This window comes from Kitasatospora sp. P5_F3 (assembly GCF_054049135.1).
Genome location: NZ_JBFUMY010000037.1, coordinates 75630 through 89890, shown reverse-complemented (window position 1 = coordinate 89890; position 14261 = coordinate 75630). Strand labels below are relative to the sequence as shown.

Sequence of the window (14261 nt, the reverse complement as noted above, 5' to 3'; positions counted from 1 at the left end):
CCGACATGGCCGAACAGCCGCTCGTGGTAGCCGCGTTGAGCCCCACCGACCCGCTCGGCGGTGCCGACCGGGCGGCGCTCGAGCATGTCCTGCAGCTCGCCGCGGCGATCGGCGGCCGCACCCTGGCGGTCACCGTCGGCCCGGCCGACGCGGACGAGGTGCTCCGCCAGGCGCTGGCCTGCGGGGTGCAGCGGGTGCTCCGGATCGACGGTCCGGCCGACGCCGACAGTGACGCCACCGCCCGCGCGCTGGTCGCCGGGCTCGGCCTCGTACCCGACCTGCTGCTCTGCGGTGACCGCTCCAGCGGCCGGGGCACCGGCGCCACCCCCGCCTTCCTGGCCGCCCGACTGGGTGCCGCCCAGGCGCTCGGCCTCACCGAACTGTCCCTACGAGACGGTGAGTTGACTGCTGTCCGACGGATCGACGGCCGCCGCCGCGAGCAGCTCACCGTTCCCCTGCCCGCCGTCTGCTCGGTGGAGCCGACCAGCGCCCGGCTGCGGCGGGCCGCACTGCCCGCCCTGCTCGCCGCCCGGACGGCCGAGATCCCGGTCGCCACGGTGGCCCTGCCGGAGCCCCGGCAGCCGGTCCGGCTGAGCCCGGCCCGCCCCTACCGCCCCCGGCCGCTCGTCCTGCCCGCCCCCGTGGGCGCCGACCCGCTCGCCCGGATCCGCGCCCTGACCGAGACCGACCGCCCCCGCACAGCCGCCCGGGTGATCACCCCGGCCGGCCCGGTGGAGGCCGTGGACGAACTGCTCGGCTACCTCCGAGAGCACGGCTACCTCGCTCACCTCACCCGGGAGGACGACCAGTGCTGAACACCGACCTGCCCCCCAGAGTCGCCCTGGTCACCGGCGCGGCACGCGGCATCGGCGCCGCCGTCGTCACCCAACTCGCCGACCAGGGCTGGCGGGTGGTCGCCGTGGACGTCTGCGAGGACCTGCCCGGCGTCGGCTACCCGCTGGGCAGCAAGCAGCAACTGCTCGAACTCGCCGACCGCTGGCCCGAGTCGGTCGTCCCGGTGGTCGCCGACGTCCGTGACGTGACCGCACTCCGGGCGGCCGTCGCGGAGGCCGAGCAGCGCTTCGGCGGCCTGGACGCGGCGGTGGCGGCCGCGGCCGTGATCGCGGGTGGCCGGCCGCTGTGGGAGACCACCGACGCCGAGTGGGACGTCCTGCTCGACATCGGCGTCCGCGGCGTGGCCAACCTGGCCGCCGCCGCCGTACCCGCCCTGCTGCGCCGACCGCAGCCCCGTACCGGCCGGTTCGTCGCGCTCGCCTCGGCCGCCGGACATCGCGGCCTCTGGCACCTGGCCGCCTACAACGCCGCCAAGCACGCCGTGGTGGGCCTGGTCCGCGGCCTGGCCACCGACCTGCGGGGCACCGGCGTCACCGCCACCGCGGTCTCCCCCGGCTCGACCCGGACCGCGATGCTGGACGCCAGCGCCGCGCTCTACGGCCTCACCGACGTCGAGGAGTTCGCGCAGCACCAGCTCACCGAACGGCTGCTCGACCCGGCCGAGGTGGCCGCCGCCGTCTGCTGGCTCTGCGACCGCTCCTCCTCCGCCGTCACCGGCACGGTGGTCCACGCGGACGGCGGGTTCACGGCATGACGGGCCGCCAGAACTCGACGCAGCTCCACCTGACGGCGGATCAGAGCGTGCAGCTCTGGGAGGACGGCCGGACCCTGCTGGGCGGTTCGCCCTACCGGGTGCTGCGGCTCTCCACCCAGGCCGCCGACCTGGTCGGCGGCTGGCTGGCCGGTGCGCCGGTCGCCCCCGTCGCCGCCCACCGCCGCCTCGCCGCCCGGCTGGTACGGGCCGGGATCGCCCATCCGGTACACCGGTCCGCCCGGCTCACCGCCCAGGACGTCACGGTGGTGGTCCCGGTCCGGGACCAGCCCGGCGGCCTGGACGGGCTGGCGGCCGCCGTTGCCGACACCGCCAAGTTGCTGGTGGTGGACGACGGTTCGAAGCTTCCGATCCCGGCCGCAGCGGTCCGCCACGAACACTCCCGTGGCCCCGCCGCCGCCCGCAACTCCGGCTGGCGGAAGGCCGGTACGGAGCTGGTCGCCTTCCTGGACGCGGACGTCACCCCCGAGCCCGGCTGGCTGGAGCCGCTGCTCCGGCACTTCGAGGACCCGGCCGTGGTCGCGGTCGCCCCCCGGGTGCGCAGCGCCCCGGGCCGCTCGCTGCTGGCCCGGTACGAGCAGACCCGCTCCCCGCTCGACCTCGGGCCGGTCGGTGGCGTGGTGCGTCCTGGCAGCCGGGTGAGCTATCTGCCGTCCGCCGCGCTGGTGTTGCGTACCTCCGCGCTGCGGGAGCTCGGCGGCTTCGACGAGCGGATGCGGTTCGGCGAAGACGTCGACCTGATCTGGCGGCTGGCGGCCGGCACCGGCCTGGTCCGGTACGAACCGGCCTCCGTGGTGCGGCACTTGCCCCGTCCGAACTGGCGGGCCTGGACCAAGCAGCGCTTCGGGTACGGCACTTCGGCCGCACCGCTGGCCCTGCGGCACGGCCGGGCGGTCGCCCCGGTGAAGGTCTCGTTCTGGAGCGCGGCGGCCTGGGCCGCACTCGCCCTCGGCCGCCCGGCGGCCGGGGTGGCGATCGCCGCCGGCACCGCCGCCCTGCTGCCACGCAAGCTCGCCCCGTTCGGCGTCCCGGCCCGCGAGTCGCTCCAACTCGCCGCCCGCGGCCACCTCGGCGCCGGACGCTTGCTCGCCGACGCCGTCACCCGCTCCTGGTGGCCGGTGGCCGTCCCCCTGCTGGCCTCGACCCGGGCGGGCCGCCCGCTGCTCGCCGCCGCCTTCGCCCGGCACGCCCTCGACTGGCACCGCGACCGCCCCCCGGTGGACCTCCCCCGCTGGACGGTGGTCCGGATCGCCGACGACCTCGCCTACGGCGCGGGGGTCTGGTGGGGCGCACTACGGCACCGTACAGTCGCCCCACTGCTGCCCGACCTGGCCGACTGGCCGGGTCGCGACGGGGTCCAGCGGCCCGCCGACTGACGCACCGTCGCCTGACGGTGCGTCTCGGGCGGGCCCTGGGCCGCGATCACCGGTGGCCGGACCGGGGCTCTCGTCCCGGGGATGCCTTCTGCTCTTCCTGCCGGGTGGCCTCCTCGTCCAGACGGCGCTCGGCTTCGGTCCAGCTGATCGGGAGGCTGTCGGCCGAGGTCATCCAGAACACGAAAGTCGACTGCTTCATCGTCGGGCGCATCGCCGTGACGATTCGGCGGTGCGGGTCGGTGTCGCGGTAGGACGTGAGCGAGGCGCGGTTGTCCCACGCGGACAGGGTCAGGAAGGTGCGCCGCAGCGGGCGCGCGATCAGTGATGCGCCGAACGCTCCAGGTGCGCGCCGGACTTGGCGCCACGCCGCCAACGAGTTGAGGAAGAACCGCGGCACGTCCTTCAGGCTGCGCACCTCGAACCGTGACGCCATGATCAGTGCATCGGCGTTCTTCGCCGGCGGGTTGGGGACGGTCCAGGGCAGGGTGGGCATGGCATCGACTTCCTTGTGTGACGCGCTGTTGGCGCAGGCAGGCCGGCACGGGTCGTCCTGATGTCCGGTGGCCATCAGCCTCGGGCCTGCGCCGGTCCGGATCAACGTAGACTTCGCGGGAGCGCCGATAACCGTGCGGTTATCGATCGGGGGGCGGGGCGTGGAACTGCGGGACATCGAGATCTTCCTGACGCTGGCGGAGGAGCTGCACTTCGGCCGCACCGCGACACGGCTGCACGTCTCCCAGGCGCGGGTGAGTCAGGCGATCAGCAAGCAGGAACGGCGGGTCGGTGCCGCCCTGTTCGAGCGCACCAGCCGGACGGTCGCCCTGACACCGGTCGGACGCCGGCTGCGTGCGGACCTGCAACAGGCGTACGACCAGATCCACGACGGGCTCGCCCGGGCCAGTGCCGCAGCTGGAGACGTCTGCGGGACACTTCGGTTGGGCGTCATGGGTGCTCTGGGCCACGAGATGCGGGCCGTGATCGACGCGTTCGTGGAGCGGTACGCCAACTGCGAAGTCTCCGTGGCCGAGTACCACTTCAGCGACCCGTTCGCCCTGCTGCGTTCGGGGCAGGTCGACGTCCAACTGATGTGGCTGCCGGTACGGGAGCCCGATCTGACGGTAGGCCCCGGCATTCTGACGGAGGGCCGGGTGCTCGGCGTGCCGGCCGCATCCGAGTGGGCCGACCGGGAGTCGGTGTCGATGGAGGACCTCGGCGACTGCACGGTCTTCGACCCCGGCCCCGAGGCGCCCGACTACTGGGGCGAGGCGATGATGCCCCGGCACACTCCGCAGGGGCGCCCGGTACCGCGTGGGCCATCGGCCCGGACCTTCCACGAAGTGCTCGCCCTGATCGCCGCCGGGAAGATCGTCAGCCCGTTGAACGAGCACGTCACCTGGTACTACACGCATCCGGGTATCACGTACGTGCCGATCCGTGACGCACCGCTCACCGAGTGGGCACTCGTCTGGCCCACCGCCCGCGACAACCCCCGCCTGCGCGCGTTCACCGAAACGGCACACCGCTGCGGCCCTCGGAGCATCACCCACGGCTTCCGCCGCGCCGCTGACATCCCGCACGGCCACCACGGGGAGCTGTCCGCCCCCGCCCCTGAGGCCGACGGGCGGGAGCCTGCCGCCCGCGACTGAACCCGGGTTCGGAGCCGTCAGGTCGCAGACGCTGTACGGTCTTCCCTCCCACCCAGGCGTCGGCTCTCGCCCGCCCGCCAAAGAAGAACCGGGCTGTCCGCCCGTGCCGACGCCAGAGGCCGGTCAGGCCTGGGACGCTCCGAGGAAGCGCAGAACGGCGAGCACGCGGCGGTGGTCCGTGTCGATCACCGGCAGGTCGAGCTTGGCGAAGATGTTGTTGATGTGCTTGGCCACCGCACTCTCGCTGACCGTCAGCGCCTCGGCGATGCCGGCGTTGGAGCGCCCCTCGGCCATGAGGCCCAGTACGTCCCGTTCACGAGGGGTCAGCCGGTCCAGCGGGTCGCTGTCCCGTCGCAGCAGCAGCAGCTGGGCGACGACCTGCGGATCCAGCGCCGTGCCCCCCTCCGCGACCCGTTGCACCGCCTCCACGAACTCCCCCACATCGGCGACGCGCTGCTTGAGCAGGTAGCCCACACCGCTGGTGTTGGTCGCCAGCAGGTCGGCCACGTACCGCTCCTCCACGTACTGCGAGAGCAGCATCACCGCCGTCCGCGGCCACCGCCGACGGATCACCGTCGCGGCGCGCACCCCTTCGTCGGTGAAGCCGGGCGGCATCCGGACGTCGACCAGGGCGAGTTCGGGCCGGTGCTCCTCCACTGCCGCCAGCAGCGCTTCCCCGTCACCGACTTCCGCGGCGACCTGGAAACCACCCATCTCCAGCACCTTGACCAGACCGATCCGCAACAGCACCGAGTCCTCGGCGATCACCGCTCGCACGGCAACTCCGCCGCGATGGTCGTCGGTCCCCCGAAGGGGCTGCTGACGCGGAAGATCCCGTCGACGGAGCCGACCCGCTTGGCCAGCCCGCTCAGCCCCGTACCGGCGGAGGCGTCGGCACCACCCAGTCCGTCGTCGGTGACATTCACCCGCAACACCTTCCCGACCCGCCTGACAGTCACCTCGGCACGTGTCGCGCGAGCGTGCTTGGTCACGTTGGCCAGCGCCTCGGAGATCACGAAGTACGCGACCGACTCCACAGCGGGCACCACCCGCTCCTCAAGATCGACCCGCAGGCGCACCGGCAATGGCACCCGGGCGGCCAACCCGGACAACGCCGCGTCCAGCCCTCGGTCTTCGAGGACGGCTGGGTGCAACCCGCGTACCAGATCGTTGAGTTCGGCGATCGCCTCCTTCGCCTCGAGGTGCGCCTCCGCGATCACCTCGCGGGCCTCACCCGGCAGGTCGGGGCGCGTGGCCATGGCCAGGCCCAGGTTGACCGCGAGGGAGACCAGCCGCTGCTGGGTGCCGTCGTGCAGGTCACGCTCGATCCGGCGGCGCTCGGCGTCGACTGCCTCAATCAGGTCGGTGCGACTCCCGGCCAGGTACTCGACCCGCTCCTGGAGCCGCTGGGCCCGGCTGGGCCCGAGCAGCGCCAACGCGAATCGCGACTCCGTCCGGGCCACCGCCCCCGCCGTCCAGGGCACGGCACACAGGAGGGCGATGCCGCCCACCGTGTAGGACGGCACCTGCGTCGCGTAACCGAACCAGTCCTGGCGGACCCCCACCGGCAGCGCCCACACCCAGCCGCAGGTTACGGCGCCCACCAGGCCCGCGGCCGCCATCGCGAGCACCGACAGCTCCAACGCGGCCACCAGCGGGCCCAGGAGAAGGTGGTATCCGAGCTGGCGCCAGATACGCGTCGACGAAAGCCGTCGGGCGACTGCCGCCCACGACCACCGCTCCGGCGGGGGCGTCGGCCGAGGGATGTCCACTCCGAGGAGTGCCCGGTGGGCCAGGAAGCCGGTGTCCCGCCGCACCCGAAGCGCCGAGCGCCTCAGCACGGGTGGAATCATCATGATCCGACACTAGGACACCTCGACGAGGGCCTGCCATGAGCCTGGCACCCGAATCCATGGTGGCACCAGTGCCACCGTTGCTGATTCTGCAGTCGGACAAGAGAGGCGCTACGGCTACGGTCGTCCAGCCTACGGTTCGGCCGGGCGGGAACCGCCCGAGCGGCGTCAGGCATCGATCGCACGCAGCACCGCGTAGTACGCGAACGGCGGACCGTACAGCCGGGCGACCCGCAGCCCGGCTCCCTCCGCCAGGTTGATCAGCGAGGACGGCCGGATCTGATGCCGGTCGAAGAACTCGCCGACCACCAGCCGCCCGAACGGCTTCAGTGCCCGGCGCAGCTCGGCCAGCGTACGCGCCGGATCCGGGATCTCGCCCAGCGCCGTCACCAGGTAAGCCGCATCGAACGAGCCATCCGCAAAAGGAAGTTCATGTGCGTCGGCGCAGTTCGGCACGATGTTGTCGACGCCCTGCTCCTTGGCCCGGCGGCCCACGTGGTCGAGCATCTCCTGCTGGATGTCCACGATGTCCAGCTGGCCGTTCGGGCCCAGCTGCGGTGCGACGTGCAGCGACTGCAGGCCGGTTCCGGGGCCTATCTCCAGGATCCTCTCGCCCTCCCGGGCCTGCAGCACGTGGTCCAGACGCCTCAGAGTCAGGAACGGCAGCGGCAGGTCGAGCAGCCAGCGCTGAGAGTACGGGTACGGCGCGGAGTCGGTGAACCACCAGGTGGCGACGGCGGCGGCAGCGCCCGCGCCGATCAATGCCCGCGAATTCCTCATAGTTCCTCGCCAAATGTCCGATTGGGCCACCGAAGCATCTCTGATGGTCAATCAGTTGGGTTTGTGTACAATCTGCTTGCGCCAAGACGGACCGGACCGCAAGCGCCGATCACGTCACGAGCTCGTCCGCTCAGCGACCCGGCCGAGGAAAGGTCCGGGTTGCGAGAACCGTGCAGGCCACCGCCAGCGGCAACTCGGCGAAGACCGCCATCAGCACCGCCAGCTTGAAGTCCGAACCCGGGGCAGCCGTCATGGTGTCGAACCAGGCGTCGACCAGCAGCAGGGCCGAGGTCGCGGCGGAGGTCAGGCAGGCCCGGCAGTCGCCGCGCCTGAGGAGCAGTCCGGTGGAGAGCAGGCCGAGCGCCTGAAAGCTGTCCAGACCCGTCCACGTCCAGGCCCAGTTCGAGACCTGAGCGGTGGCCGGCAGCCCGGTGTGCAGGAAGACCAGCCAGGGAATCATCGCCAACCCGAGCACGGTGAGGACCGTGCCCGCCAGGCGAAGCAGCAGGGGGAACGTCGAAGCGGCCGCGGCCTTCGGAAGGATCCGCGGGACACCGGAGCCCGAACCGGCGTCCACGCGGACCAGACGGAGCGAATGAACGCCGGTCAGCTGAGTGCTCGCCATGACACCTGACTCCCTCCCGTGCCCGCCCCTCGGGCACAACATCAGCATGTCGTTCGCGCGCGCCCGAGGCAGTAGCGCTCCTATCCGACTTGATGGTGATGCCAGGTACACCTTCCGCATGCGGCGACCGCCGCGCTGCTCCTGCTGCCCGCCGCGCCCGGCTCGCCGTTCGACCAGCCGTCAGAACCGGCCGCTGATCTGCCGAGAGAGCCCCTCGAAGAACTCCTGAAGACTGGCCGTTGGCCTTCCACCTAGCGGTGACCGGGGCACCCGCAGGGCCGCGGGCGGACGCCTTCGGTCGGGCCGGCCGCGCCCTCGGAACCGGCGCCCTGGAGCGCGGCCTCCGCCAGGTCCTCGCCACCGCAGCGCGCACCGCCATCCTCGGCCCGCACCCAGAGCCGACCTGATCCCAGCCCGCAGTCAGGGCGAGACGGTCCAGGCGTCGTACGCCGTCAGCAGGGCGGTCGTCCAGCCGTCCAGCAGCCGGTGCCCCTCATCAGCGGTGGCTCCGGTGGGGTCGCCCAGGACGCCGTTCGGGGTGACGGCGGCCAGGCCGCCGGTGCGGAGGGCGGGGAGCAGCTCGGCCAGACCGGCGGTGTTGCCGGGCTCGGCCAGGTCGGGGCGGACGGCGGCGGGGCGTAGGGCCAGCATGGCGGAGGTCTCGGTGCGTCCGGCGTGGCTGTCGTCCGGCGGTCCGGACGGGGACCAGGCCAGCACCCGGCGGCCCTCCACCCGAAGCCGCTGCACAGCGCGGTGCAGCGGGGCGGCGTTGCCGCCGTGCCCGCAGACCAGCACCACTCCGGCGAAGTCGTCGGCGGAGCGCACCAGTTCGACCAGCAGCAGCTCCAGCGCCCGCTGCCCGATCGACAGCGTGCCGGGGAACCCGGCGTGCTCGCCGCTCGACCCGTACGGTAGGGCGGGCGCCAGCACCACCGACTCCCGGGCCGCCGCCAAGCGCGAGCAGAGGGCGTCGGCCACCTCGGTGTCCACGGTGAACGGCAGGTGCGGGCCGTGCTGTTCGGTCGCGCCGAGCGGCACGGCCAGCACCGAGTACGGTGCCAGCCGTGCCGCCTGTGGCCACGTCAGCCCGGCCAGCCGGCGCGGGCCAGGGCGGGACGGGGCCGGTTCGGGGGTCAACGGTCAGCCGGTGATACCGAGTTCGGCGTCCAGGATGTCGAACAGCTCGTCCGTGCTGGCGTCCACCAGGTCCTCGTCGATGCCCTGCTCCTCGGTCTCGAAGAGCAGCTCCCGCAGGTAGGCCGCGAGCGCACTGGCCGACGGGTAGTCGAAGACCAGCATCGGCGTCAGGTTCCGGCCCGCCGCGGTGACCATCCGGTTGCGGAGTTCAAGCGCGCTGAGCGAGTCGAACCCGATGTCCAGGAAGCCTCGCTCGGGGTCGATCGCCTCCGGGCCCGGGTGGCCGAGGATCTCGGCGGCGTGGGTCCTGACCACCTGGAGGACGGCCCGGTCGAGCTCGGCACCGGTGACACCCGCCAGCTGCTCCGGCAGGGTCTGGCCCTCGCCCTGGTGGGACCCGGCGCGGGACGGCCGCCGGGTCGGCGCCTTGACCAACCCGCGTAGCAGCGCCGGGAGTTCGTCGGCCCGGGCGCGCAGGGCGACCGGGTCCACGTGCACCGGGACCACCACGGCCGCGTCGGTGACCCGCAGCGCGGAGTCGAGCATCGCGAGACCGTCCGTGGCCGAGAAGGCCGGCAGGCCCTGGCGGCGCATCCGCAGCAGGTCGGCCTCGGCCAGGTACTGGCTCATGCCGGTGTCCACCGCCCAGGCGCCCCAGGCCAGCGAGGTGGCCCGCAGGCCCGCCAGCCGCCGGTGCTCGGCCAGACCGTCCAGGAACACGTTGGCCGCGGCGTACCCGGCCTGCCCCTGGGCCAGCACCAGACCGCCGGCCGAGGAGAACAGGACGAAGAGTCCGAGGTCCATTTCGGCGGTCAGCTCGTGCAGATACCACGCGGCGTCGGCCTTGGGAGCGAGGCTGGAGTCCACCAGCTCCGGCGTCCAGGAACCGATCACGCCGTTGTGCACCACACCCGCCACGTGCACCACGCCGGTCAGCGGGTGAGCGGCCGGGATGCCGGCCAACAGCCCTTCCAGCGCCGCCCGTTCGGCCACGTCGGCGGCCGCGACGGTCACCTCGGCGCCCAACGCGTTCAGCTCGGCGACCAGTTCGGCCGCGCCGGCTGGTCAGCAGCAGGTGCCGGACGCCGTACTCGGTCACCAGGTGCCGGGCCACCAGCGCGCCCAGACCGCCGGTGCCGCCGGTGATCAGGACCGTGCCCGCCGGGTCCAGCGAGGGGGCGGCCGCGTCGGCCGGGACCGGCAGCGCAGTCAGCCGGGGCACCAGCACCTCGCCCGCCCGGATGGCGAGTTCGGACTCACCGGTGGCCAGCGCACCGGCCAGGGCAATCCGGGACTCGGCCCGGTCGTCGATGTCCACCAGGACGAAACGGCCCGGGTGTTCGGCCTGCGCGGCGCGCACCAGACCCCAGACCGGGGTCTGGGTGAGATCGCCGGGCTCGCCGACCACCGTGACCCCGCCGTGGGTGGCGACGGCCAGCAGCGAGTCGGCGTACCGCTCGTCGGCCAGCCACTCCTGGACCACCGCGAGGACCTGGTTGGCCGCCACCCTGGCCCCGGCGGGCAGGTCCACGGCGGACGCGCTGATCTCCAGCAGGACGGTCTCCGGCACCACCGGGTTGTCCGGCTCCAGGCTCGCCCAGTCCACCGGGTCGGGGGCCCCGAGCGCGGTCAACGGAAGCGGGTTCCAGACCAGTTGGAAGAGCGAACCGGCCTGGGCCGAGGCGCCCGAACCGAGCTGCTCCGGGGTGACCGGACGGAACGTCAGCGACTCGACCGTGGCCACCGGCGCACCCTCGGTGTCCGCCAGCTCGATGCTGATCGTGGTGTCGGTCGGCCGCACCAGCCGGACCCGCACGGCGGTGGCACCCACCGCGTGCAGGGTGACCCCGGCCCAGGAGAACGGCAGCAGGGTCTGATCGTCACCGCCCTCGCCGAGGCTGAGCGCATGCATGGACGCGTCCAGCAGGGCGGGGTGCAGACCGAAGCGGGCTGCCTCGTCGTGCGACCCGGCGGGCAGGGCGACCGTGGCAAAGACCTCGTCACCGCGCTTCCAGGCCGCCTGGACGCCCTGGAACACCGGCCCGTAGGCGTAACCCTGGCCCAGCAGCACCGAGTAGAGGTCCTGGACATCCACGGCTGTGGAGCCGGCGGGCGGCCACTCGGCGAAGTCGAACGCCGGGGCCGGGGCACCGGAGGCGAGCACGCCCTCGGCGTGCAGGGTCCACGGACCCCGGGCGTCGGCCTCGGCCCGCGAGTAGATCCGCAGCGAACGACGCTCCGTCACATCCGGCGCCCCGACCGAGACCTGGACCGCAAGCCCGCCGCGCTCCGGCAGGATCAGCGGGGCCTGGATGGTGAGTTCCTCGACCAGGTCGGCCCCGGCCTGCTCGGCGGCCCGGGCCGCCAGCTCGACGAAGCCGGTGCCCGGCAGCAGGATGCTGCCCAGCACGTCGTGGTCGGCGATCCAGCCCTGACCGTCGAGCGAGAGCCTGCCGGTGAGCACCAGCCCCTCGGTGTCGGGCAGCGCGAGTGCCGCCCCGAGCAGCGGGTGTTCCACGCTCTCCTGGCCGACCGAGGTGACGTCACCGTCGGCGCTGCCGCCGGCCAGCGCGTCCACCCAGTAGCGGCTGCGCTGGAAGGCGTACGTCGGCAGATCCACCCGGTGGGCTCCGGAGTCGGCGAAGAACGCCGACCAGCTGACGGCCACACCGGCGGAGTGCAGGCGGCCGAGCGCGGCCACCAGCGTGGTGGTCTCCGCCCGGTCCTTGCGCGCCGCCGCGACGAAGACCGCGTCCTCGGACTCGACGCTCTGCTGGGCCAGCCCGGTCAGGATGCCGTCGGGGCCGATCTCCACGAAGCGGGACACGCCCCGGGCGGCCAACTCCCGTACGTTGTCGGCGAACCGGACCGCGTCGCGGACGTGGCTCACCCAGTACTCGGGGTCGGTGAACGAACCCGACGCCACCACCGGAATCGACGGCTCGGCGAAGGTCAACTGCTGGACCACCGCACGGAACTCGTCCAGCATCGGGTCCATCAGCGGCGAGTGGAACGCGTGCGAGACGCTCAGCCGCTTGGTCCGCTCGAAACGAGCGGCGATCTCCAGCACCGTGGCCTCGTCACCCGACACCACCACCGAACGCGGACCGTTCACCGCCGCAATGCTTACCAAATCGGTCAGCAGCGGCAGGACATCCTCCTCAGCAGCCTCGATCGCCACCATCGCACCACCCGAAGGCAGTTCCTGCATCAGCCGCCCACGCGCCGACACCAGCTTGGCGGCGTCAGAGAGCGACAACACGCCCGCCACGTGCGCGGCAGCGATCTCACCGACGGAGTGCCCGGCCAGGAAGTCCGGCCGCACCCCCCACGACTCGACCAGGCGGAACAGGGCGACCTCGAAGGCGAACAGCGCACTCTGCGTGTTCACCGTGCGGTTCAGAAGCTCAACGTCCGAGCCCCAGACCACATCCCGCAGCGAACCACCCAGCTCAGCCAACACCTCGTCAAACGCCGAAGCGAACACCGGGAAAGCAGCGTGCAGTTCACGCCCCATCCCCAACCGCTGCGAGCCCTGCCCCGTGAACAGGAACGCCACCTGCGCACCCGGCCGGGCCTGCCCCGGCACCTCGGCTCCCTCGGCGACGGCCCGCAGTCCGGCCAGCAGCTCGGCCCGGTCCGCGCCGACCACCACCGCCCGCCGCTCCAGGGCGGAGCGGGTGACGGCCAACGACCAGCCCAGGTCCGCGATTCCCAGCTCGGGGTCGGCCTCGATGTGGTCGGCCAGCTTGGCCGCCTGGCCGCGCAGCGCGTCCACCGTCCGGCCGGAGAACACCCAGGGCACGTCCGGCAGTTGGGCCTTCGCGACCTCCGGCTGCGCCTCGACGGCCGGGGCCTGCTCGATGATCACGTGCGCGTTGGTACCGCTCAGCCCGAAGGAGGAGACGCCGGCCCGGCGCACCCGCCCGGTCTCCGGCCAGGCCCGGGCCTCCGTCAGCAACTCGACGCCGCCCGCCTCCCAGTCCACCTTGGAGGTGCGGTCCGCCGAGTGCAGCGACTGGGGCAGTACGCCGTGCCGGATCGCCTCGACCATCTTGATGATGCCGCCGACCCCGGCAGCCGCCTGGGTGTGGCCCAGGTTCGACTTCAGCGAGCCGAGCCAGAGCGGCTGGTCCGCTGCCCGCCCCTTGCCGTACGTGGCGAGCAGCGCCTGGGCCTCGATCGGGTCGCCCAGCGTGGTGCCCGTACCGTGCGCCTCGACGGTGTCCACATCGGCGGGCGTGAGCTGGGCGTTGGCCAGCGCCGCCCGGATGACGCGCTGCTGGGAGGGGCCGTTGGGCGTGGTCAGGCCGCTGGAGGCGCCGTCCTGGTTGGTCGCCGAGCCGCGCACCACCGCGAGCACGGGGTGACCGTTGCGCTGGGCGTCGGAGAGCCGCTCCAGCAGCAGCATGCCGGTGCCCTCCGAGCAGCCGGTGCCGTCCGCGTGCTCGGAGAAGGACTTGCAGCGCCCGTCCTTGGCCAGCCCGCGCTGGGTGCTGAAGTAGACGAACATGTCCGGGTTGGTCATCACGGTGACGCCACCGGCCAGCGCGAGCGACACCTCACCGGAGCGGAGTGCCTGGACCGCCATGTGCAGCGCGACCAGCGAGGAGGAGCAGGCGGTGTCGACCGTGACGGCGGGGCCCTCCAGGCCCAGGGTGTAGGCGACCCGGCCGGTCACCAGGCTGCCGTCGCTGCTGCCGAAGCCGTAGTCGTGGTACATCACCCCGGCGTAGACGCCGGTCCGGCTGCCCTTCAGGGCCAGCGGGTCGACGCCCGCGTTCTCGATCGCCTCCCAGGAGGTCTCCAGCAGCAGGCGCTGCTGGGGGTCGATGGTGAGCGCCTCGTTCGGCGCGATGCCGAAGAAGCCGGGGTCGAACTCGGCGGCGTCGTGCAGGAATCCGCCCTCGTGGGCGATGCTCTTGCCGGCCTTGCCGGGCTCCGGGTCGTACACCCCGTCGAGATCCCAGCCGCGGTCGGCGGGGAAGTCCGACACGGCGTCGACCCCGCCGGCCACCAGCTGCCAGAGGTCCTGCGGGGTCTGCACCCCGCCGGGATAGCGGCAGGCCATCCCGACGATGGCGATCGGTTCGACGGCCGCCGCGGTGAGGCTGCCGTTCAGCTGACGCAGGCGCTCGTTGTCCAGCATGGACTTGCGGAGTGCCTCGACTATCTGGTCCACGGACGCGTCCACGGTGTGGGGATACCTTTCGCTCT

10 protein-coding genes and 1 pseudogene are annotated in these 14261 nt (G+C 72.9%); 4 read left to right on the top strand and 7 right to left on the bottom strand.

Translation table 11 applies throughout. The features are described from left to right. The first annotated feature begins 5 nt into the window (after positions 1 to 5). From ACXJMZ_RS22960 to mftF, 3 genes are read left to right on the top strand one after another with little or no spacing between them, the layout of a single operon-like run. Positions 6 to 815, top strand: coding sequence for a mycofactocin-associated electron transfer flavoprotein beta subunit (locus tag ACXJMZ_RS22960; RefSeq protein WP_457031934.1), 810 nt, complete (start codon positions 6 to 8; stop codon positions 813 to 815). Beyond that, positions 809 to 1609 (top strand): mycofactocin-coupled SDR family oxidoreductase, encoded by an 801-nt coding sequence (locus ACXJMZ_RS22955; RefSeq protein ID WP_457031933.1) that lies wholly within the window; start codon positions 809 to 811, stop codon positions 1607 to 1609. The genes ACXJMZ_RS22960 and ACXJMZ_RS22955 overlap by 7 nt, the downstream gene beginning before the upstream one ends. Then, the gene (gene mftF, locus ACXJMZ_RS22950) at positions 1606 to 3003 is read left to right on the top strand and encodes a mycofactocin biosynthesis glycosyltransferase MftF (protein ID WP_457031932.1); all 1398 of its coding nucleotides are present in this window, start codon (positions 1606 to 1608) and stop codon (positions 3001 to 3003) included. Before ACXJMZ_RS22955 ends, mftF begins: the two co-directional genes overlap by 4 nt. Positions 3004 to 3049: 46 nt before the next feature. On the opposite strand, the gene ACXJMZ_RS22945 is transcribed toward mftF, so the two are convergent. Then, positions 3050 to 3496 (bottom strand): DUF3291 domain-containing protein, encoded by a 447-nt coding sequence (locus ACXJMZ_RS22945; protein WP_457031931.1) that lies wholly within the window; start codon positions 3494 to 3496, stop codon positions 3050 to 3052. Between the two features lie 160 nt (positions 3497 to 3656). Here ACXJMZ_RS22945 and ACXJMZ_RS22940 point away from each other — a divergent pair, with 160 nt between their 5' ends. After that, on the top strand, positions 3657 to 4649 hold the full coding sequence (locus ACXJMZ_RS22940) for a LysR family transcriptional regulator (protein WP_457031930.1): 993 nt from the start codon (positions 3657 to 3659) through the stop codon (positions 4647 to 4649). Between the two features lie 123 nt (positions 4650 to 4772). Here ACXJMZ_RS22940 and ACXJMZ_RS22935 read toward each other — a convergent pair whose 3' ends face one another. The 6 genes and pseudogenes from ACXJMZ_RS22935 to ACXJMZ_RS22910 all read right to left on the bottom strand — a co-directional run. Continuing rightward, the gene (locus tag ACXJMZ_RS22935; RefSeq protein ID WP_457031929.1) at positions 4773 to 5426 is read right to left on the bottom strand and encodes a response regulator; all 654 of its coding nucleotides are present in this window, start codon (positions 5424 to 5426) and stop codon (positions 4773 to 4775) included. Further along, positions 5414 to 6505, bottom strand: a complete 1092-nt coding sequence (locus tag ACXJMZ_RS22930; RefSeq protein ID WP_457031928.1) for a histidine kinase — start codon at positions 6503 to 6505, stop codon at positions 5414 to 5416. Before ACXJMZ_RS22930 ends, ACXJMZ_RS22935 begins: the two co-directional genes overlap by 13 nt. Before the next feature lie 165 nt (positions 6506 to 6670). After that, positions 6671 to 7282 (bottom strand): class I SAM-dependent methyltransferase, encoded by a 612-nt coding sequence (locus tag ACXJMZ_RS22925; protein WP_457031927.1) that lies wholly within the window; start codon positions 7280 to 7282, stop codon positions 6671 to 6673. Between the two features lie 130 nt (positions 7283 to 7412). Beyond that, positions 7413 to 7907 carry a hypothetical protein gene (locus tag ACXJMZ_RS22920; protein WP_457031926.1) on the bottom strand — a complete coding sequence of 165 codons (495 nt, stop codon included), beginning with the start codon at positions 7905 to 7907 and terminating at the stop codon, positions 7413 to 7415. Positions 7908 to 8327: 420 nt separating this feature from the next. After that, a complete protein-coding gene (mftE, locus tag ACXJMZ_RS22915; RefSeq protein WP_457031925.1) occupies positions 8328 to 9044 on the bottom strand; it encodes a mycofactocin biosynthesis peptidyl-dipeptidase MftE in 717 nt (238 codons plus the stop codon). Between the two features lie 3 nt (positions 9045 to 9047). Next, a pseudogene (locus ACXJMZ_RS22910) lies at positions 9048 to 14193 on the bottom strand (KR domain-containing protein); the annotation flags it as partial. Between the last annotated feature and the right edge of the window lie 68 nt (positions 14194 to 14261).

What these genes read in the sequence shown, in the direction of transcription:
- ACXJMZ_RS22960 (WP_457031934.1), top strand. Translation starts at nt 6, where the DNA reads ATGGCCGAACAGCCGCTCGTGGTAGCCGCGTTGAGCCCCACCGACCCG.
- mftF (WP_457031932.1), top strand. Translation starts at nt 1,606, where the DNA reads ATGACGGGCCGCCAGAACTCGACGCAGCTCCACCTGACGGCGGATCAG.
- ACXJMZ_RS22945 (WP_457031931.1), bottom strand. Translation starts at nt 3,496, where the DNA reads ATGCCCACCCTGCCCTGGACCGTCCCCAACCCGCCGGCGAAGAACGCC.
- ACXJMZ_RS22930 (WP_457031928.1), bottom strand. Translation starts at nt 6,505, where the DNA reads ATGATGATTCCACCCGTGCTGAGGCGCTCGGCGCTTCGGGTGCGGCGG.
- ACXJMZ_RS22925 (WP_457031927.1), bottom strand. Translation starts at nt 7,282, where the DNA reads ATGAGGAATTCGCGGGCATTGATCGGCGCGGGCGCTGCCGCCGCCGTC.
- ACXJMZ_RS22920 (WP_457031926.1), bottom strand. Translation starts at nt 7,907, where the DNA reads ATGGCGAGCACTCAGCTGACCGGCGTTCATTCGCTCCGTCTGGTCCGC.